The 18,331-nt window shown below is 63.4% G+C and carries 23 protein-coding genes; 12 read left to right on the plus strand and 11 right to left on the minus strand.

The annotated features are described in order from the left end of the window. Positions 1-35: 35 nt before the first annotated feature. Complete coding sequence (locus tag ACGYLX_RS02260; RefSeq protein ID WP_394447122.1) at positions 36-923, minus strand: alpha/beta fold hydrolase; 888 nt, start codon at positions 921-923, stop codon at positions 36-38. Positions 924-1,072: 149 nt separating this feature from the next. Here ACGYLX_RS02260 and ACGYLX_RS02265 point away from each other — a divergent pair, with 149 nt between their 5' ends. Then, the gene (locus tag ACGYLX_RS02265; protein WP_394447124.1) at positions 1,073-2,428 is read left to right on the plus strand and encodes an MATE family efflux transporter; all 1,356 of its coding nucleotides are present in this window, start codon (positions 1,073-1,075) and stop codon (positions 2,426-2,428) included. Positions 2,429-2,431: 3 nt separating this feature from the next. Here the strand turns inward: ACGYLX_RS02265 and ACGYLX_RS02270 are convergent, their stop codons facing one another. Next, positions 2,432-2,833, minus strand: a complete 402-nt coding sequence (locus tag ACGYLX_RS02270) for a hypothetical protein (RefSeq protein ID WP_271693256.1) — start codon at positions 2,831-2,833, stop codon at positions 2,432-2,434. An 11-nt stretch (positions 2,834-2,844) separates the two neighbouring features. Next, positions 2,845-4,047, minus strand: coding sequence for a pyridoxal phosphate-dependent aminotransferase (locus ACGYLX_RS02275; protein WP_394432694.1), 1,203 nt, complete (start codon positions 4,045-4,047; stop codon positions 2,845-2,847). A gap of 85 nt (positions 4,048-4,132) precedes the next feature. Between ACGYLX_RS02275 and ACGYLX_RS02280 the strand changes: the two genes are divergently transcribed. The 3 genes from ACGYLX_RS02280 to ACGYLX_RS02290 all read left to right on the plus strand — a co-directional run bounded on the left by ACGYLX_RS02280 (position 4,133) and on the right by ACGYLX_RS02290 (position 5,378). Then, positions 4,133-4,534 carry a helix-turn-helix domain-containing protein gene (locus ACGYLX_RS02280; RefSeq protein ID WP_067262132.1) on the plus strand — a complete coding sequence of 134 codons (402 nt, stop codon included), beginning with the start codon at positions 4,133-4,135 and terminating at the stop codon, positions 4,532-4,534. After that, on the plus strand, positions 4,527-4,793 hold the full coding sequence (locus ACGYLX_RS02285; RefSeq protein WP_394447126.1) for a succinate dehydrogenase assembly factor 2: 267 nt from the start codon (positions 4,527-4,529) through the stop codon (positions 4,791-4,793). The genes ACGYLX_RS02280 and ACGYLX_RS02285 overlap by 8 nt, the downstream gene beginning before the upstream one ends. A gap of 84 nt (positions 4,794-4,877) precedes the next feature. Next, positions 4,878-5,378, plus strand: coding sequence for a MarR family winged helix-turn-helix transcriptional regulator (locus tag ACGYLX_RS02290; RefSeq protein WP_067262129.1), 501 nt, complete (start codon positions 4,878-4,880; stop codon positions 5,376-5,378). Here ACGYLX_RS02290 and ACGYLX_RS02295 read toward each other — a convergent pair. Both ACGYLX_RS02295 and ACGYLX_RS02300 read right to left on the minus strand, forming a co-directional pair. Continuing rightward, positions 5,372-6,115 (minus strand): DUF1194 domain-containing protein, encoded by a 744-nt coding sequence (locus ACGYLX_RS02295; RefSeq protein ID WP_394447128.1) that lies wholly within the window; start codon positions 6,113-6,115, stop codon positions 5,372-5,374. The genes ACGYLX_RS02290 and ACGYLX_RS02295 overlap by 7 nt on opposite strands. 106 nt (positions 6,116-6,221) lie before the next feature. Next, positions 6,222-6,656, minus strand: a complete 435-nt coding sequence (locus tag ACGYLX_RS02300) for a VOC family protein (protein WP_067262125.1) — start codon at positions 6,654-6,656, stop codon at positions 6,222-6,224. A gap of 220 nt (positions 6,657-6,876) precedes the next feature. Between ACGYLX_RS02300 and ACGYLX_RS02305 the strand changes: the two genes are divergently transcribed. The 4 genes from ACGYLX_RS02305 to ACGYLX_RS02320 all read left to right on the plus strand — a co-directional run bounded on the left by ACGYLX_RS02305 (position 6,877) and on the right by ACGYLX_RS02320 (position 9,794). After that, positions 6,877-7,710: a thymidylate synthase gene (locus tag ACGYLX_RS02305; protein ID WP_394448075.1), complete on the plus strand. Its 834-nt coding sequence runs from the start codon at positions 6,877-6,879 to the stop codon at positions 7,708-7,710. Beyond that, positions 7,710-8,189, plus strand: coding sequence for a dihydrofolate reductase (locus ACGYLX_RS02310; protein WP_394447130.1), 480 nt, complete (start codon positions 7,710-7,712; stop codon positions 8,187-8,189). The genes ACGYLX_RS02305 and ACGYLX_RS02310 overlap by 1 nt, the downstream gene beginning before the upstream one ends. Positions 8,190-8,232: 43 nt before the next feature. Next, the gene (locus ACGYLX_RS02315) at positions 8,233-9,417 is read left to right on the plus strand and encodes a cytochrome P450 (RefSeq protein WP_394447132.1); all 1,185 of its coding nucleotides are present in this window, start codon (positions 8,233-8,235) and stop codon (positions 9,415-9,417) included. Positions 9,418-9,509: 92 nt separating this feature from the next. After that, complete coding sequence (locus tag ACGYLX_RS02320; RefSeq protein WP_394447134.1) at positions 9,510-9,794, plus strand: hypothetical protein; 285 nt, start codon at positions 9,510-9,512, stop codon at positions 9,792-9,794. Positions 9,795-9,848: 54 nt separating this feature from the next. Here the strand turns inward: ACGYLX_RS02320 and ACGYLX_RS02325 are convergent, their stop codons facing one another. After that, positions 9,849-10,055 (minus strand): cold-shock protein, encoded by a 207-nt coding sequence (locus ACGYLX_RS02325; RefSeq protein WP_067262111.1) that lies wholly within the window; start codon positions 10,053-10,055, stop codon positions 9,849-9,851. 168 nt (positions 10,056-10,223) lie between these two features. On the opposite strand from ACGYLX_RS02325, the gene ACGYLX_RS02330 reads away from it, so the two are divergent. After that, positions 10,224-10,544 carry an arsenate reductase family protein gene (locus ACGYLX_RS02330; RefSeq protein WP_394447136.1) on the plus strand — a complete coding sequence of 107 codons (321 nt, stop codon included), beginning with the start codon at positions 10,224-10,226 and terminating at the stop codon, positions 10,542-10,544. On the opposite strand, the gene ACGYLX_RS02335 is transcribed toward ACGYLX_RS02330, so the two are convergent. The 5 genes from ACGYLX_RS02335 to thrS form a co-directional block, all read right to left on the minus strand. After that, positions 10,541-11,074: a DoxX family protein gene (locus tag ACGYLX_RS02335; RefSeq protein WP_394447138.1), complete on the minus strand. Its 534-nt coding sequence runs from the start codon at positions 11,072-11,074 to the stop codon at positions 10,541-10,543. The genes ACGYLX_RS02330 and ACGYLX_RS02335 overlap by 4 nt on opposite strands. Then, the gene (locus tag ACGYLX_RS02340) at positions 11,071-11,829 is read right to left on the minus strand and encodes a putative DNA-binding domain-containing protein (protein WP_394447140.1); all 759 of its coding nucleotides are present in this window, start codon (positions 11,827-11,829) and stop codon (positions 11,071-11,073) included. The genes ACGYLX_RS02335 and ACGYLX_RS02340 overlap by 4 nt, the downstream gene beginning before the upstream one ends. Continuing rightward, the gene (locus ACGYLX_RS02345; RefSeq protein WP_394447142.1) at positions 11,826-12,671 is read right to left on the minus strand and encodes a DUF692 family multinuclear iron-containing protein; all 846 of its coding nucleotides are present in this window, start codon (positions 12,669-12,671) and stop codon (positions 11,826-11,828) included. Before ACGYLX_RS02345 ends, ACGYLX_RS02340 begins: the two co-directional genes overlap by 4 nt. Positions 12,672-12,730: 59 nt before the next feature. Then, positions 12,731-13,033, minus strand: a complete 303-nt coding sequence (locus tag ACGYLX_RS02350; RefSeq protein ID WP_271687884.1) for a DUF2282 domain-containing protein — start codon at positions 13,031-13,033, stop codon at positions 12,731-12,733. Positions 13,034-13,258: 225 nt separating this feature from the next. Further along, positions 13,259-15,205 carry a threonine--tRNA ligase gene (gene thrS / locus ACGYLX_RS02355; RefSeq protein ID WP_394447144.1) on the minus strand — a complete coding sequence of 649 codons (1,947 nt, stop codon included), beginning with the start codon at positions 15,203-15,205 and terminating at the stop codon, positions 13,259-13,261. Between the two features lie 172 nt (positions 15,206-15,377). Between thrS and ACGYLX_RS02360 the strand changes: the two genes are divergently transcribed. The 3 genes from ACGYLX_RS02360 (at position 15,378) to ACGYLX_RS02370 (ending at position 18,331) form a co-directional block, all read left to right on the plus strand. Then, positions 15,378-16,664 (plus strand): MFS transporter, encoded by a 1,287-nt coding sequence (locus tag ACGYLX_RS02360; protein ID WP_394447146.1) that lies wholly within the window; start codon positions 15,378-15,380, stop codon positions 16,662-16,664. A 51-nt stretch (positions 16,665-16,715) separates the two neighbouring features. Further along, on the plus strand, positions 16,716-17,468 hold the full coding sequence (locus ACGYLX_RS02365; protein WP_394447148.1) for an alpha/beta hydrolase: 753 nt from the start codon (positions 16,716-16,718) through the stop codon (positions 17,466-17,468). 152 nt (positions 17,469-17,620) lie between these two features. Then, entirely contained in the window at positions 17,621-18,331 is a 711-nt protein-coding gene (locus tag ACGYLX_RS02370; protein ID WP_394447150.1) for an alpha/beta fold hydrolase, read from the plus strand.

The following is an 18,331-nucleotide window of genomic DNA, read 5'->3' on the forward strand; positions in this document are numbered from 1 at the left end:
GAATGCATATCTGAATATACAATATTTCGCCCATTTTACAAGGGCCGCTGCCTACACCAGTCGAGTGCCGCCGCCGCCACCTCTGACGGCTTTTGGTGGTGCAGCCAGTGATCCGCCCCTTCGATCTCGACCCGGGTGAGGTCCGGCGCGAAAGCCTCCAACCCGGCGGTGGCTTCGGGCAGAAGGGCGGTGTCCTCCGTTCCCCAAATCAGCAGATGCGGGCAGGGGGCGCGCAAACGGTCGACCGGGAATTCTGGCAGGTCGCGCAGGGGCTTGCCGGGCGCGGCGACTTGCAGGGGGGAGGCACGATACCAGTTGATCATCGCCCTGAGCCGCCCCGGCCGCCCCCATTCCGCGCGGTAGTCCTCAAGCCGGTCGGGCGTCAGCCAGCTTAGGTCCATATTGGCGGAAAAGAGGTCTAGCAGCCCTGCGAAATCGTCTTTGGCAAGTCTTACCGCGCTGCCCTCGGCACGAAGCGCATTGATATATTGCGAAGCGCGCGACTGCGCACCGCCTGCGGCCATGGCGCGTTGAAATGGCACGGGATGCACGCCGTTGAGAACGATCAGCCGGGCAACCAATTCGGGCCGGAACATCGCCAAGGCGTAGCCTACCGATGCGCCCCAGTCATGCGCCAAGACGGTCACCGGCCTATTGCCGATCAAGGCGGCCATATCGGCCATGAGATGCGCCATCGCATAGGGTTCGATCCCCTCGGGCGCGCTGCTTTGGCCATAACCGCGCTGGTCGGGGGCGATACAATGGAAGTCTTGGCAGAGCAACGGTGCCAGATCACGCCACGCGCCGCCGTATTCGGGAAAACCGTGGAGCATCAACAAGGGCGGCAGGCTCTCATCGCCCCAGTGGCGAATGAAAATCTCCTGACCGTTCAATCGGCGGGTTTCGGTCCGTGTCGGTTCCATCGCGAGCCCTTCTGCCACCAGCTTTGCCGTTAAGGGCCGCGGACGCAAGGATTTCATGGCAAAACAGTGGCATCGGCCCCGCGCAAACCCATGGCAGAGCGTAAAAACCGCACTTCCCCTTTGCAGCGACCCGGCGTAAGGCTCGTGCCATGAGCAAGACAATGACCAACCGCAATCACGCCCGGGCGATCCTGACACTCGGCCTGCCGCTGATCGGCGGGCATCTGGCACAGATGGCCATCGGCGTGACCGATACCGTCATGCTCGGCTGGTATTCGGTCGAGGCACTGGCGGCGGTGGTCTTGGGCAGCACCTATTTCTTCGTCCTGTTTATCTTTGGGTCGGGCTTTGCCATGGCGGTAATGCCCTTGGTGGCCGCCTATGACGCCGAGGATGACGAGATCGGCCTGCGCCGCGCCACGCGCATGGGGCTGTGGCTCTCGGTGGGGTTCGCCATGATCGCGCTGCCTGCGATGATCTGGTCGCCCGCGGTGCTGGACCTTTTGGGGCAGGGGCCGAACCTAGCTGACCGGGCGGGCGATTATCTCAAGGTGGCGGGCTGGGGCATTCTTCCTGCGCTTTTGGTGATGGTGCTGAAATCCTACCTTGCCGCTTTGGAGCGCACGCAGGTGGTGCTGTGGATCACCCTGCTGGCGGCCGGGGTCAATGCGCTGGCGAATTACGCGCTGATCTTCGGCAACTGGGGCGCGCCGGAGCTTGGCGTGATGGGGGCGGCTGTGGCCTCGGTCACGACGCAATGCGTCTCGTTGATCGGGGTGGTGATCTATGTGCTGATCGCCCTGCCGCAGCACAGTCTGTTCGTGCGGCTCTGGCGGGCGGACGGCCAGATGCTGCTGCGGGTGTTCACGCTGGGGCTGCCGATTGGCCTGACCACGCTGAGCGAAGTCGGCCTCTTCGCGGCCTCCTCGCTGATGATGGGCTGGCTTGGGACGATCCCGCTGGCCGCACATGGCATCGCGATCCAACTCGCCTCGCTGACCTTCATGGTGCATCTGGGGCTGAGCAATGTCGCCACGATCCGCGCAGGCAATGCCTATGGCCGCCGCGACGTGCCGCATATGAAGCGCGGGGCGGTGATCGTGACCGTGCTTTCGCTGGTATTTGCGCTGCTCACCATGGTCGGTTTTGTCGGCTGGCCCGAGCCGCTGATCTCGGTCTTCATGCAAGAGGATGAGCCCGCGCGGGCTGAAATTCTCGCCATCGGCACCGGGCTTCTGGTGATGGCGGCGCTGTTCCAACTGGTCGATGGGGCGCAGGTGGTGGCCCTTGGGCTGTTGCGCGGGGTGCAGGATACCAAAGTGCCGATGGTCATGGCCGCGGTCAGCTATTGGATCGTCGGCATGCCCTGTTCCTACCTGCTGGGCTTTGTGCTGGGCTTCGGGGCCATGGGCATCTGGGCCGGTCTGGTGGCGGGGCTGGCGGTGGCCGGGCTGCTGCTGAATGCGCGTTTCTGGGGCGTCATCGTCAAGCGGCTGGCGGTTTAGGCCTTAGCCCCGGTCCATCCGATCCGCCTTTTTGCGCACCAGCGTGCTGCGCAGGTCGTGCATCGCCAGCAGCAACTCATCCGTCACCGCCTCAAGCTCGGCATCCGTGGCGCGGGACTGCGCCCATTGGGTGGTGAGGTTCAGATGCTCCACGGCGCGGCGGATGTCGTCGATCTCGCGCGCCGCAAGGGTCTCGCGGCGGGCCTTGGTCCACCGGGCAATCTCGGCCTGATCGGCTTCGGTCAAACGGTGCTGCCCATGGGGCTTTACCTCTCCGTTGCGGATGTTGACCACGGCGATCTGCTCCATCTCGATCCGGCGCTGGCGGTTGGCGGCATCGAGCCGAAACACCGCCGCGCCATTCTCGCGGACCCTGAAGTAATAGTCGGGAAGATCGCCCGCCATGGTGTTGTCCCTTACGTCAGCCCGGCGCAGAAGCTCTGGATACGGCTGCACGCCTCTTTCAGCGCCTCATCCGAGGTAGCGTAGCTGACCCGGAAATTCGGCGAAAGCCCGAAGGCCGCGCCAAAGACGACCGCAACACCGGTTTCCTCAAGCAAAGCGGTGGCGAAAGCCTCGTCATCCGTGATCTTGGTGCCCGCCGCCGAGGTCTTGCCGATCAGCCCGGCGATGGAGGGATAGACGTAAAACGCCCCCTCGGGCGTGGGGCAGGTAATGCCCTCAATGGCCGAGAGCATCTCAACCACCAGATTGCGGCGGCGCACGAAGGTCTCATTGTTTTCGGCGATGTAGTCCTGCGTGCCGTTGAGCGCCTCCACCGCGGCCCATTGGCTGACCGAACAGGGGTTCGAGGTGCTCTGCGACTGGATTTTGCGCATCGCACCGATCAGCTTTTCCGGCCCCGCGGCATAGCCGATGCGCCAGCCTGTCATGGCATAGGCTTTTGACACGCCATTGACCGTCAGCGTGCGGTCGTAGAGCGCGGGTTCCACCTCTGCCGGCGTGCAGAACTCGAAACCGTCATAGGCGAGGTGCTCATACATGTCGTCGGTCATCACCCAGACATGTGGGTGGCGCATCAGCACGTCGGTCAGCGCCTTCAGCTCGTCGCGGCTGTAGCCCGCCCCGGTGGGGTTCGAGGGCGAGTTGAAGATGAACCATTTGGTCTTGGGGGTGATCGCCTCTTCCAGCGCCTCGGGGGTGAGCTTGAAATCATTCTCCAGCGTCGCGGGGGCAATGACCGGCGTGCCGCCCGCGAGAAGCACCATGTCGGGGTAGCTGACCCAATAGGGCGCGGGGATCACGACCTCTTCGCCGGGGTTCATCGTGGCCATCAGCGCGTTATAGAGGATCTGCTTACCCCCGGTGCCGACGCTGACCTGCGCGGGCGTGTAGTCGAGGCCGTTGTCGCGCTTGAACTTGGCGCAGATCGCCTGCTTCAATTCGGGGATGCCGTCGACGGGCGTGTATTTCGTCTTGCCCGCGTTGATCGCGGCCACGGCTGCGTCCTTGATGTTCTGCGGCGTGTCGAAATCCGGCTCGCCCGCGCCAAGCGCGATGATGTCGCGCCCCGCGGCCTTGAGTTCTGCCGCTTTGGTGGTGACGGCGATGGTGGGCGACGGTTTGACCCGATCAAGGGTCGCGGACAGCAGTTCCATTTCAGCCTCGGGTTGCTTATGAATATCTCCACGTTCATAGGGGGCGTCCCCGCACCCGGCAAGGGTGTCTGGCAGGAGATAAAGCATGACCGACGAGATTGACTGGTACGGCCCCGAGGCCGCCACCTTTGGCGACCGGGTCGCGGCGGCCCGCGAACAGACCGGCATGACACAGGCGATGCTGGCCAAACGGCTGGGCGTGCGCCTGTCCACCCTGCGCGGTTGGGAAGACGACCTGTCAGAGCCACGCGCCAACCGGCTGTCGATGCTGGCGGGGCTGCTCAATGTCTCGATGATGTGGCTGATCACGGGCGAGGGGGAGGGCGTCGACGCCCCCGAAGCGGGCGAGACCGCGCGCCGTGTGGACCTCGAAGAAGTGCTGGCCGACATGCGCGCCCTGCGCAGCGACCTGCTGAAAAAGGCCGAGACTGTCGGCAAATTGGAAAAGCGCATTCGGCGCCTCATGATGGAGCCCGCAGATGGCTGAAGCCCCCGAACACCGGATCAAACGCCTGCAAATGCGCTCTATGCGCCGGGGCATCAAGGAGATGGACCTGATCCTCTCGGCCTATGCCGAGGCGCGCTTGCCGCAGATGGATGACGCGGGCCTCACACTTTACGACCAGATGCTGAACGAGAATGACCACGACCTCTATCTTTGGGTCAGCGGACAGGCCGAGGCACCCGCCGAATATGAGGGATTGATCGCAGATATCCGAGGGCAATTGGCCGAGGCGCGGGGCTAATTCAGAAAACCCGAAAGGGTTTAACGAATTATTCTGATTTTTTAGCGAGTTTCCGGTTCAAACAAAGTGAACCGGAGATTTCGCATGAGCATTCAAGACCCCGCCACGCAGCCGATGGCCATAAAGGGTTTCATGGCAGGCTATCTTGAGTCCCTGTCTTTGGTCGAGCGGTTGCACCGCTTGCTGCTGGACGTGATCAAGGACGAATTCGAACGCGTCGGCGTGTTGGAGATCAACGCCGTGCAAGCGCTGCTTTTGTTCAACATCGGCGATAATGAGGTCACCGCGGGGGAGCTTAAAAGCCGCGGCTACTATCAGGGCAGCAACGTCAGCTACAACCTCAAGAAACTGGTCGAAATGGGCTATATGCACCACCAGCGCTGCGAGATTGACCGCCGTTCCGTGCGCGTGCGCCTGACCGAAAAGGGGCGCTATATTCGCGATGTGGTAGCCGATCTATTCTCGCGCCATGCGGATGGGATGGAAAGCAAGGGTGTCTTAGGGGATGCGGGGATCGAGGATATCACCCGCTCGCTCAAACGGATGGAGCGGTATTGGACGGACCAGATCCGCTATATCTACTGATCGCGGGCAGGGGGGAGGTGAGCATAGGCCCGCTCGTCCAATTCACGCAGCAGTTTTTGCGTCATGGCGCGGGCGTAATCTTCGAACCCCTCTGCCGTCTCAACGAATGATCCGGGGCCGAGGATGACCTCGTCCCGGTAGTATGACGCCAGCGCGCCGACCTCGGCCTGTCCGCTATCGTCAAGGCCCGCGTCTTTCGCGCCGATCACCAAGCCGTTGATGGTCAGCCCTTGTGGCCCAAGGGGCTGGTTTTGGAGGCTGCTGCGTATATCCCTGGGCCGCGGTCCGAAGTTCGAGATGCCATCGCCCGAAATATCCAGCGTGTGTTTCCGGCAGTCCGAACGCGCCGCCAACTGCCGCGCGCCGAATTGCATCGCATCTCCCAAGGCCGTACCGGGCGACGCCGCGATCCGCTCGGTACTGCGCAAAAGGGTGATGGCATCGTCAAGCGTAGCCGCATCGCGTAAAGGCGTCCAAGGCAGGATCACCCGCTGATCGCTGGACCCGCTCCACTCATAGACCATCAGATCGACGTGATCTCCGGGCCGCGCCAGAAGAGCGTCCCGCAGGCGCGGATCGTCCAACGCCTCGGCCAAACCGCCCATCTGCAACCGATACTCCCGCGCATCGACAGACCCAGAAACGTCCAGCCCCAAGGTCAGCGCCTGCCGACAGGCGGCCTCGGCCCATTGCGTGCCTGATAGGGTGAGAAAAAGGGCGAGGGCGGCGCGGATCATCTCTCTGCCTTCGGCGGGGCATCAGAAAAGCGCGGGCCGAGCGCGGGAGGCGGAAAAGCCCCCCGCGCTACAATCATCAGCGCCGGGGCGGCGCGGGCGGCACCCCTTACCAATGGCCGGTGTTTTCCATGCTGGCCCATGGCTCCTGCGCGGGCAGGGCGTCACCCTCTTGCAGCAATTCGACGGAAATATTGTCAGGCGAGCGGACAAAGGCCATGCGCCCGTCGCGCGGCGGGCGGTTGATGGTCACGCCGTTGTCTTGCAGGTGCTGGCAGGTCTCATAAATATTCTCGACCGTATAGGCGAGGTGGCCGAAATGGCGGCTGTCGCTGGGCAGCGCGTCGTCGCCGTCCCAATTGTAGGTCAGCTCAACATCGGCGTGACCGTCGTCCATGCCCGGGGGGCAGAGGAAAACCAGCGTGAAACGGCCCCCTTCGTTGTCGATCCGACGCCGCTCGACCAGGCCCAGAAGTTTGTAAAATGCGATGGAGGCGTCGAGATCTTTCACGCGCACCATGGTGTGCAGGTATTTGATGGGCATCGGTTTTCCTTTGGTTGGCTGGCCTGAACGGGGCGGCGCCCTTCCAAGCTTGAATGTCGTTCAAAGCGGGGGGGCAAATCAACCCTTCGCGCTTCGCGGTGGAGGATAGGGGCGAAACCCGCGGAGTCAAAGTGGGCGGGCGATGTCAGTTGATCGGCTTGAGGCCGAGGGCCCGGAAGGCTATGCAGAAGCAACCGCCACGAATGATGAGGAAGCCCGCGTGAAACAGTACCATGATGCGCTGCGCGAAGTGCTGGAGCAGGGGGTGACCTCGACCGACCGCACGGGAACGGGGACGATCTCTCATTTCGGGATGCAGCAGCGTTACCGGATGGCCGACGGCTTCCCGCTGGTCACCACGAAAAAGCTGCATCTGAAATCCATCGTGCATGAGCTTTTGTGGTTCCTCGCCGGGGATACGAACATTGCCTATCTCAAGGAAAACGGTGTTCGCATCTGGGACGAATGGGCCGATGAAAACGGTGATCTTGGCCCGGTTTACGGCCACCAGTGGCGGCGTTTTCCGATGGTGGGTGAACCGATGCCCCAGCCCGATGGCACGGTGCTGTATCAGGCCGGGCAGGTCGACCAGATCGTCAAACTGGTCGAGGCGATCCGCAAGACCCCTGACAGCCGCCGCCTGATCGTTTCGGCGTGGAATCCGGGCGAGGTGGACCAGATGGCGCTGCCGCCCTGCCATACGCTTTGGCAGGTGCGTATCGCGGGCGGCAAGCTGCATTTGCAACTTTACCAGCGTTCGGCGGATATGTTCCTTGGCGTTCCGTTCAACATCGCCTCCTATGCGCTGCTCTTGGAAATGCTGGCCCATGTCACGGGCTACGCGCCGGGTGATTTCGTGCATTCCATGGGTGACGCGCATATCTATTCCAACCATCTAGAGCAGGTGAAAACCCAGCTTGCGCGGACGCCCAAGCCGCTGCCAAAACTGCGGATCAACCGCGAGGTCAGTTCGATCTTTGATTTCCGCTATGAGGATTTCACCTTCGAGGGCTATGATCCCGACCCCGCGATCAAAGCGCCGGTGGCCGTCTGATGCTGAGCCTGATTGTCGCCCGCGCCCGCAACGGCGCCATTGGCAAAGGCGGGGATATCCCTTGGTCGCTGCCCGAAGACTTGAAATTCTTTCAGCGTGAAACCACCGGTGGGGCCATCATCATGGGGCGCCGTACATGGGAGAGCCTGCCCTTCAAGCCACTGAAAAACCGGCTGAATTGCGTCGTCTCCAGCAGCGAGGTCGAGGGCGTAAATGTGGCGCGCGACCCGCAAGCCGCTTTGGGCTATTGCGCAGCAGAGGGCTATCGCCGGGTCTACGGCATCGGCGGCGAAGGCATCTACCGCGCGCTTTTGCCCCTTGCGGACCGGCTTTTGGTGACCGAAGTGGATGTGGAAATCGACGGCGCCGATGCGTTCTTTCCCGCGTTCGACCCAGACGAATGGATCGAATTGGGCAACCTTTGCCTGCGCACATCGGGTCCGCGTGCCATCGCGCGGGAGTGGCTGCGCCGCTGCTGACCGGCCATTGACATAGGCCGCGCGGCGGGCATCACTGCGGGTCATGTTTGATCTATCCGCACCGCCCGAAGGGTTTGTCGAGAACCCGTTCCCCCATTACGACCGCCTGCTGCGCGAGGCCCCGGTGCTGCGCCAGCCTGACGGCTCGGTCCTGATTTGCCGCCATGCGGATCTGAACGCGATCTACCGCGACCCCACACGTTATATCTCGGACAAGAAACTGGCCTTCGCGCCGAAATTCGGCCCCGGCAGCCCCCTGTTTGAACATCACTCCACCAGCCTCGTTTTCAATGACCCGCCTTTGCATACCCGCGTGCGGCGGATCATGACCTCGGCCCTCACGCCCAAGGCGCTGGCGCGGATGGAGCCGGGGTTGATTGATACGGTCGACCGGCTGCTTGAAGGGCTGAGCCCCGCGCCGGACCTGATCGAGGACTATGCCAGCTGCATCCCGGTGCAGATCATCGGCAACCTGCTGGACGTGCCGATGGAGGAGCGCGGCCCGCTTCGCGATTGGTCGCTGGCGATCCTCGGCGCGCTGGAGCCAACCTTGAGCGATGCGGCGCTAGACGCAGGCCATACCGCGGTGCGGGAGTTCAAAGCCTATCTGCAAGACCTCATCGCGCGGCGCCGGGCCGCGCCGGGGGATCCTGAAACCGATGTGTTGACCCGGTTGATCGCGGGGGATGACGGGGGGCAGTTGACCGAGATCGAGTTGATCCAAAACTGTATTTTCATCCTGAACGCGGGCCATGAGACGACGACTAATCTGATCGGCAGCGCCCTTGCGCTGCTGCATGACCATCCCGACCAAAAGGCCCGGCTGCTGGCCGAGCCTGCCCTGATCGGGCCTTGTATCGAAGAGGTGCTGCGCTTCCGCTCGCCCAATCAATTCGGCAACCGGGAAACCACGGCCCCGGTCACCATCGGCGGGGTCGAGATCGCCGCGGGCAGCAACCTGCACCTTTGTATCGGGGCTGCGAACCGCGACCCGGAAGTCTTTGAGGAGCCGACAAAATTCGATATCGGGCGCAAGCCCAATCGGCATCTGGCCTTTGCCGGTGGCCCGCATGTCTGCGTGGGGCTGACTTTGGCGCGGATGGAAGGGAAGATCGCGCTTCAACGCTTCCTGAACCGCTACCCGGATTATGAAATTAGCGCGGCCCGCCAAGGGGGCGGGCGCATCCGCTTTCACGGCTATGCAACACTTCCGGCCCGGCTGAACTAAAGCGGGCCTGCCATAAAAGCCTGGACTAAAGGAAAGCGCCCCGGCAATCTTTGTTATTATTATACATAATTACGAGGGTTATCATGCGCCTAATGACAGCTATTGCAGTGGCGGCAGGGCTGCTTTCAGCCGGGCTGGCCGGTCAGGTCTCGGCAGAGTCCAAGGTCTACGCCTATCCCAGTTCCGCAAATTATTGCCCGGCGGGGCTGCAGCCGGTGACCCTTGGCGGGGCGATCTGCTGTGGAACGCCGAACCAGACCATGACCTATGCTGAGGTCAAGGCGCACCCCGTGCAGCGCCGTCACCGCGTGGTCACACCGCGCCGTTCAGCCCGCGTGCCTTGCCCGGTTGGGACCAAGGGCTGTTCGTATAACTGATTTTTCAAGCAACGCCCGGCGCGGGACGCCGGGTGTTTTCTTGCAATATCGTGGCTAGAGCAGCGCGAGGTCGGTGGCCATCTGCCGTCCGTCGCGGCCTTCGGTCAATTCATAGCTGACCTTTTGATCGTCCGCCAAGCCGGTCAGGCCAGACCGTTCGACCGCCGAAATATGAACAAATACATCGTTACCGCCGCTTTCGGGGGCGATGAACCCGTAGCCTTTGGTGGTGTTAAACCATTTCACGGTGCCAGTTGGCATAATCTCCGCGCCTCCTTTGTCTTTGCGTCTCTGCGTTCAGCAGAATGGCGAAAGCGATTGAATTGCGACCCGCCATAATAGAAAGATCGCGCGGACTGGGAAAAAATCAAGCGATGAGCCGCGAGATCCGCAAATGGACGCGGGATCGGGAAGCTGAGGGAGACGGATGTGCAAATTTATGGGCTGAAAAATTGTGACAGCTGTCGCAAAGCGAAAAAGGCGCTGCCAGAGGCGCAATTGGTCGACGTGCGGGAGGAGGGCGTGCCCACCGCGGTCTTGGAAAAGGCCCACGCGCAGTTTGGTGCAGCCTTGCTCAACACCCGTTCGACAACCTGGCGCGGGCTGGATGACGCGGCCCGCAAGGAAGAGCCGCTGGCCCTGATTAAAGCCCATCCGGCCCTGATGAAGCGGCCCCTGATTGCGGTGGGTGATCGGCTGTTTATGGGGTGGAACAAAGAGATAGAAGCCGACGTTCAAGCGATGCTTTAACCGCGGCTCGCCAAAAGCCGGTCCAGTGACAGGGGGCCGGCCCCTTTGATGACGAGCACCAAAAGCAAGAAGATCCAGAGCGCCCGCTGGTCGAGGATATTGGCGTCGGGGAAACGGTCGAACCACGCGCCGAGGGCGCTGCCGTGGCCGTAGAGATCGGTCAGCGATTGCACCACGACAAAGCCTACCATTGCCAGCGCGGCCAGCCGGGTCAGCAGCCCGATGACGATAAGCAGGGGCAGGATGAACTCCGCCACTGTTCCGGCGACGACGACAAGCCAATGAAACAGCTCAAGCGCGTCACTGTCATAGCCGACCGCCTCGAAAACGCGGGGGAAGATCTGGGCGTAGGCGCCGGTGGAAGGGGTGAAGATGCCCAAAGGGCCGGGGCCGAGTTTGGTTAGACCGGCGTTCAGGAAGTAGACCAGCAACACCGCGGCAAAGAGGAAGCGGGCAAGGGTTGGAAGCAGCCAGCCGGCCCGCTCCAGTCGGTCGGCGGCGGTGCGGTAAAGGCGCAGAACTCGGGTCATTTGCTTTCCTCCACGGAAATCGCGCTGAAGACGCCGTGGCTCAGGGCAAAGCCTAGGGCGGCGGCAAGGTCGAACTCAGGTGCGGCACCGACTGTGGCATCATTGGCCGCCCCGAAGGTCCGCCCCTCGGCAAGGTGACCGAACCATTGCGCCGCGCCGGGCGGCGCCAGATGCGGGGCGGGATCATAAGCGGGGCGGGTGATCACCACGTCCTGCGCGACGTTGCGCGGCTTTGGCGCGTTCTCGGTGAAATTATAGCGCCAGATGTCGAAAAGTGGCCAATCTGATCGCAAAAGGCGGGTCGCGGGGGCGAGGGTCAGCTTGGCCCCCATCAGCGCATCGGGAGGGAGCGCCTCGAAGGTCTGCGGATCCAGCGGTGCCGCGTCGGCGGCGTGGTAGGAAGACCGCAGCGCGAGGTCGAGCTTTGCGGCATCGGCGAGATAGCCGATCCTCGCCAGTGGCGCGAAACCTGCGATGAACCCCGGGAAATCCGCGCCATAATGCATCATCAAGGGCGATTTCGGCGGATGCGCCCGGACATAGAGCGGCGCGAGTTCGGCAAAATTGCGGGCACCGATCAGCTTGCGCACCAGCGGAAAGGCCACTTCGAGGGCGGCGATCAGGGAATGGGTGACATTGTTGCGATAGACGCCATAACGCGCGCCCGCCGGTTGCCCCTTGCCATCGCGCAGCCCCGCGGGGGCGGGGCGTGCGGGATCGAGCAGCGCCGCGCGAAAACTGTGCTGGTCGGTCACGCCAGAACCTCGGCGGCGCGATTGGCTTCGGCCCGCAGGACGGGCCAGTCGGGCACGTCATTGTCCCACTCGACCAGTACCGGCTTTGGACCGGTTTGGGCCAGCGTGTAGCTGAGCAAGTCCCAGACCGGATCGACGACCTCTTTGCCATGGCTGTCGATCAACAGCGGCGCGCCGTGATCGTCGGTGTCGTCGTCATGGCCGCCCACATGGATCTCCCCCACATGGTCTGTCGGGAAGGCGTCGATGTAGCCTTGCGGCGATAGCCCGAGGTTGGTGGCCGAAATGAAGACATTGTTGACATCCAGCAAGAGCCCGCAGGAGGTTCGCGCGATGACCTCGGCTAAAAAGTCGGTTTCGGACAAGTCGGATTCTTCGAATGCGAGGTAGCTTGAGGGGTTTTCAAGCAGCATTTGCCGCCCCAAGACCTCTTGCACCTGATTGATATGTGCGGCGACGCGGGTCAGCGTTTCTTCGGTATAGGGCAGGGGGAGGAGGTCGTTGAGATACTCCATCCCATGGGTCGACCACGCCAGATGTTCGGAGAAGGACGCGGGCTGGGTTCGGTCACAGAGGGTCTTGAGCCGCGCGAGGTGGTCTGTGTCGAGGGGGCCTTCGCCGCCGATCGACAGGCCGACGCCATGAACCGACAGGGCGAAACGTTCCTGCAAGGCGCGCAGCTGCGCATGGGGGCGGCCACCGTCGCCCATGTAGTTCTCGGCATGCACTTCGATCCAGCGGACCGGGCCTGGATCGGCCATCAAGCCATCAAAGTGCCGGGATTTATATCCGACCCCGGGGGCATTGGGCAGCGTGGTGAGAGGGGGGGTATCGTCGCGCATATCGGCCTCCGGCATGGGGCGGGGCAGGGTCCGGGCGGGTGCCGCCCGGACCGCTTTGATTAAGCGGGCAGGTCGCGGTCAAGCGGCTCAAGAGAGCCGGTCCGCTCGGTCCCGTCGGCCATGGCGGGCAGATCGATCTCGGCGCAGGTGCCTTCGTCGACGAGGGTCCATGCGTTGCCCTGGTAGTCGGTCACGGAGGTGCCGGCGCAGGTCGTGCCAGGGCCCGCGGCGCAGTCGTTCTCACCAGCCAGCGATACGCCATAGCATTTCTCTTGCGAAGCGGCGGTTGCGGTGGTGGCGTGGCTGCCGAGTGCGGCGGCGACGGCCCCTGCGATGGCTGCGGTCTTGAGTGTGTTGGACATTGTCATTTTCCTTCCTGATGGTGTTGACAGGCTTACTAGAGCAGCCCGTTCGCTCACAAGCCAGTCACGAGCGAGTGTGTCACAGTCCCGTCAGAATTCACGCGGAAAAACGGCGAAAGTTGTAACGATCCCGCGCAGGAAGGGTGGGATTGTTACAAAAACGCTCCGGCAGGCAGGGGGCATATTGCCCGCAAACCCGCCGGAGCGCATGTTTGTTACAGCGCGTTAGCGCAGGTCAGGCGGGGTCGCGTCCTGTGCCAGTTCGGCGGTGAGTGCGTCGAGCGGCTTTACGGATGTCTGCTTTTGCCCCAGACGCCGCACCGAGACCGTGCGCTCTTCGACTTCGCGCGCGCCCACGGCGAGGATCACCGGCACCTTGCCCAGCGAATGCTCGCGGACTTTGTAGTTGATCTTCTCGTTGCGCATATCGGCCTCGGCGCGGACACCGGCGGCTTTCAGGGTTTCGACGACTTCGGCCACATAGTCATCGGCCTCGGAAGTGATGGAGGCCACGACGACCTGGCGCGGGGCGAGCCAGAAGGGCAGTTTGCCCGCGTGCTCTTCGATCAGGATGCCGATGAAACGCTCGAAACTGCCCAGGGTCGCGCGGTGCAGCATGACAGGGCGGTGCTTGTTGCCGTCCTGCCCGATGAAGCTCGCCTCCAGTCGTTCGGGCAGGTTCGCGTCGACTTGCAGGGTGCCGCATTGCCAGTTGCGCCCGATGGCGTCGGTCAGGGTGAACTCCAGCTTCGGGCCGTAGAAAGCGCCTTCGCCCTCGAGCACCTCGAAGTCATAGCCCGCGGCCTTGCAGGCATCGCCGAGCGCCTGTTCCATATGGTCCCATGTCTCGTCCGAGCCGATCCGCTTTTCCGGGCGGGTGGAAAGCTTGATGGTCCAGTTATGGAAGCCGAGGTCGGCGTAGACCTTGGACAGGAAGGCGATGAACTTCGCTGTTTCCGAGGTGATCTGATCCTCGGCGCAGAAGATATGGCCGTCATCTTGAGTAAAGCCGCGCACCCGCATGATGCCGTGCAACGCGCCCGACGGCTCGTAGCGCGCGCAGGAGCCGAACTCGGCCATGCGCAGCGGCAGGTCGCGGTAGGATTTGAGACCTTGGTTGAAGACCTGAACGTGGCAGGGGCAGTTCATCGGTTTGAGCGCATTCACCGCCTTTTCGCGGGCATGGTCCTCGTCGACTTCGACGATGAACATGTTTTCCTGGTACTTGTCCCAGTGGCCGGACTTTTCCCAAAGCTTGCGGTCAACGACCTGCGGGGTGTTGACCTCGACATAGCCATCGCGGTCCTGCATGCGGCGCATGTAGTCCTGCAAGGTGGTGTAGATGCGCCAGCCGTTGGGGTGCCAGAAGACCTGACCGGGCGCCTCTTCCTGCATGTGGAACAGGCCCATTTCCTTGCCCAGCTTGCGGTGGTCGCGCTTGGCGGCCTCTTCCAGCATGTTGAGATGGGCGCGCAGTTTCTCCTTGCCGGTGAAGGCCACGCCGTAGATGCGCTGCAGCATCGCGCGGTCACTGTCGCCGCGCCAATAGGCACCGGCGATGGACATCAGCTTGAAGGCGTCGCCCGGCACTTGGCCGGTGTGTTGCAGATGCGGCCCACGGCAGAGGTCTTGCCAATCGCCATGCCAATACATGCGCAGCGGCTCATTCCCGGGGATCGCGTTGATCAGCTCGACCTTATAGGGCTCGTTCAGGTCTTCGTAATGTTTGATCGCGCGGGCGCGGTCCCAGACCTCGGTGCGGACGGGGTCACGCTTGTTGATGATCTCTTTCATCTTCTTTTCGATCGCGCCGAGGTCTTCGGGGGTGAAGGGCTCTTTGCGGTCAAAGTCGTAATACCAGCCGTCCTTGATCACCGGACCGATGGTGACCTTGGTGTCGGGCCAGATTTCCTGCACGGCGCGGGCCATGATGTGCGCAAGGTCGTGGCGCACCAGCTCGTTGGCCTGTTCTTCGTCGGCCATGGTGTGGATAGCGATGCTGGCGTCGGCTTCGATCGGCCACGCCAGATCGTAATGCGCGCCGTTCACGGTGGCGCTGATGGCCTTTTTGCCGAGCGATTTAGAGATATCGGCAGCCACTTCACCAGCGGTGATCCCGGCGTCGTATTGCCGGCTGTTGCCATCGGGAAGGGTGAGGGAGATTTGGGCCATCTTGGGCGCTCCTCGTCGGTTTGGCGCCTACGAGACGCCCGGTTGCGGGTTATGTGTTGGGCCTATGTGGCGGGGCAGGCGCGGCTTGTCAATGCAAGCGGGGCCGCTTCGGGAAAGTTGTGGCAGGGCGATGGCGCGCTATGTCAGGCGGGCAACAACGAGGATCGGTCAGATGCAAGACGACACGGCGCAGCGCACATTCGAGACGATTTCGGGGGCGGACGACCCGGCACCGGGGTTGGACGACAAGGCGCAGCAGGCCGAGGCCCGCAACGGGCTGCGCCATATCGTGTCGCTGTCGATGACCAAGGTGGCCGATGGTCTGATCGATCCGAAACTGGTCTTGGCTTGGCTGTTGAGCGCTCTTGGCGCGCCTGCGGTTTTCGCGGGCGCCTTGGTGCCGATCCGCGAGGCAGGCTCGCTTTTGCCGCAGATCGCGTTGGCGGGCGTGGTGCAGCGCATGGCACGGCGCAAATGGGCTTGGGTCTGGGGTTCGGTCGGGCAGGGGGGCGCGGCGGGGCTGATCGCCCTTGCTGCGCTCAGCCTTGAGGGGGCCACGGGGGGCTATGCGGTCTGCGCCGCGCTGGCGCTGCTCGCCGTTTGCCGCGCGGCCTGTTCGGTGTCGTTCAAGGAGATTTTGGGCAAGACGGTGGGTAAGACCCGGCGCGGATCGGTGACCGGCTTGGCGGGGTCGGTCTCCTCGGTCGGGGTGGTGATCTTTGCCGGGCTGCTGATGTCGGGCCTGTTTCAAAGCCGAGGCGTCGTGGTGGCAGCCATCGCGCTGGCGGCGGCCCTGTGGATCGGCGCGGCGCTGTTGTTCTCGACGATCATGGAAACGCCGAGCGAGACTGAAGAGGGCGATGGCGTGGATTTCAAACTGCTGCGCGGCAACCGCGACCTGTGGCTGTTTATTCTGGTGCGCGGGCTTCTGGTCTCGACCGCGCTCGCGCCGCCCTATCTCGTAGTGCTGGCCGGATCGTCGGAGAGCGGGCAGTTGGGGCAATTGGGCGCCTTGGTGCTGGCCTCCGCGCTGGCGTCTTTGGTCAGCTCCTACGTCTGGGGGCGGCTGTCGGATATGTCGAGCCGGCGTGTGCTGATGCTGACCGGCGTCGTTGGCTCAGTGGCGATGGCGCTGGCGGTGGGGCTGTGGTTCCTTGGTCTGGCGCAGGCGGTCTGGGCGATGCCCGCCGTGCTCTTCATCCTGATGATCGCCTATCACGGCGTGCGGCAGGGGCGGTCGACCTATCTGGTCGACATGGCCCCGAAAGACCAGCGCGCCGCCTATGCGGCGGTGAGCAATACAGTGATCGGGCTGCTCTTGCTGCTGGCGGGCGTGCTGGGCGGCGGGGCTGCGCTGATCGGGGCGCAAGCAACGCTGATGCTTTTTGCCGTCATGGCGCTGGCCGCCGCCGTGTTGGCCCATTGGCTGCCGGAGGTTGAGCATCTGGCCGAGGACTGACTTGCCCTCATCCGCCGCGATGCCCATGATTGGACGAACGACGGAGGCAGCATGGCAGACAGCAAATTCATCGACACGCCGCAGGGGCGGCGCATCGCCTATCACAAGACCGAAGGGGCGGGGCCCTGCGTGGTGTTTCTGGGCGGGCTGAAGTCCGACATGATGGGGACCAAGGCGGTCTATCTCGAAGACTGGGCGCGGGCCGAGGGGCGCGCCTTTCTGCGCTTCGACTATTCGGGCCATGGGGAATCGTCGGGCCTATTTACCGAAGGGTGCATCGGCGATTGGCACGAAGACACGCTGGCCGCAGTCGCGGCGCTGACCGAGGGGCCGCTGATCGTCGTCGGCTCCTCGATGGGCGGCTGGCAGGCGCTGCTCTTGGCGCGGCATCTGCCCGAGCGGGTCGCCGGGCTGGTCGGCATCGCCGCGGCCCCCGATTTCACCGAAGATGGCTATTGGGCGAATTTCACCGAGGCGCAGAAACAGTCGTTGGAAGAGGTCGGGCAGGTCGAATTGCCGTCGGACTATATGGAGCCCTACATCATCACCCGCCGGATGATCGAGGACGGGCGCAAGCGGTTGGTGCTGCGCGATCCGCTGAACCTGCCGTTCCCGGTGCGCCTGTTGCAGGGCACGGCGGACACCGCCGTCAGCACGGCCACGGCGGTGCGGCTGTTGGAGCATGCGCAAAGCCCCGACATGCAACTGACGCTGGTCAAGGATGCCGATCACCGGTTCTCGGACGCGCGCTGTCTGGCGATGATCGTCGAGGCGATCAACGCGGTCTCCGGCGACGCGGGGTGACCAAGGGGTGACCAAGGGCGCGGGCATGGAACCGCCGACGCGCCTGCGCCCCGCTGTCCCTCGAAACCACCCATGCTAAGAGACCGCCAAACCCAAGGGGGACGGCATGAAACCACGTTATTTCAACCGCATACCGCACCGGAGCCTGCCCAATGGCTGAGCCGATCGTTCTGCTGCCCGGCATGATGTGCGACGCGCGTGTCTTCACGCCGCAGATCCAAGCGCTGTCCCCGCTCGGGACCGTGGTGCTGGCCCCGATCACCCAAGGCGAACGGATCGAAGAGATCGCCTCGGGCCTGTTGGATCAACTGCCGCCGCGTTTCTCGCTGGTGGGGCAGGGCATGGGCGGTGTGGTGGCGCTGGAACTGCTGCGCCGCGCACCCGACCGGATCAGCCGCATTGCCCTCTTGGCCACCCACGTGCTGGCCGAATTGCCCGCCATTGCCGCGGACCGTGAACCGCAGATCATCATGGCGCAGTCGGGCAAGCTGGGGGAGGCAATGCAGGCGCGGATGGCCAATGGTTTCCTCGCCCCCGGCAAGGGGCGGGGCGAGGTGCTGACCCGCGCGATGGAGATGGCTGAGACGCTGGGCGGCGATGTCTTCGTCCGCCAATCCCGCGCTTTGCAACGGCGGCGCGATCAGCAGGCGGTGCTGCGCAAATGCAAGGTGCCCGCGCTGGTGCTTTGTGGGGAGCATGACGCGCTCTGCCCGGTCAAACGCCATGCCTTCATGGCCGAGATGATCCCCTATGCCAAGCTGACGGTGCTCGAAGACGCGGGCCATCTGCCCAGCCTAGAGCAGCCAGAGGCGACCACCGCCGCGCTGCGCGACTGGCTGCATCAACCTCTCGTGCTGCAATAG

The sequence above is a fragment of the Sulfitobacter sp. 1A13496 genome (genome assembly GCF_043557225.1).
Lineage (GTDB): Bacteria > Pseudomonadota > Alphaproteobacteria > Rhodobacterales > Rhodobacteraceae > Sulfitobacter > Sulfitobacter faviae.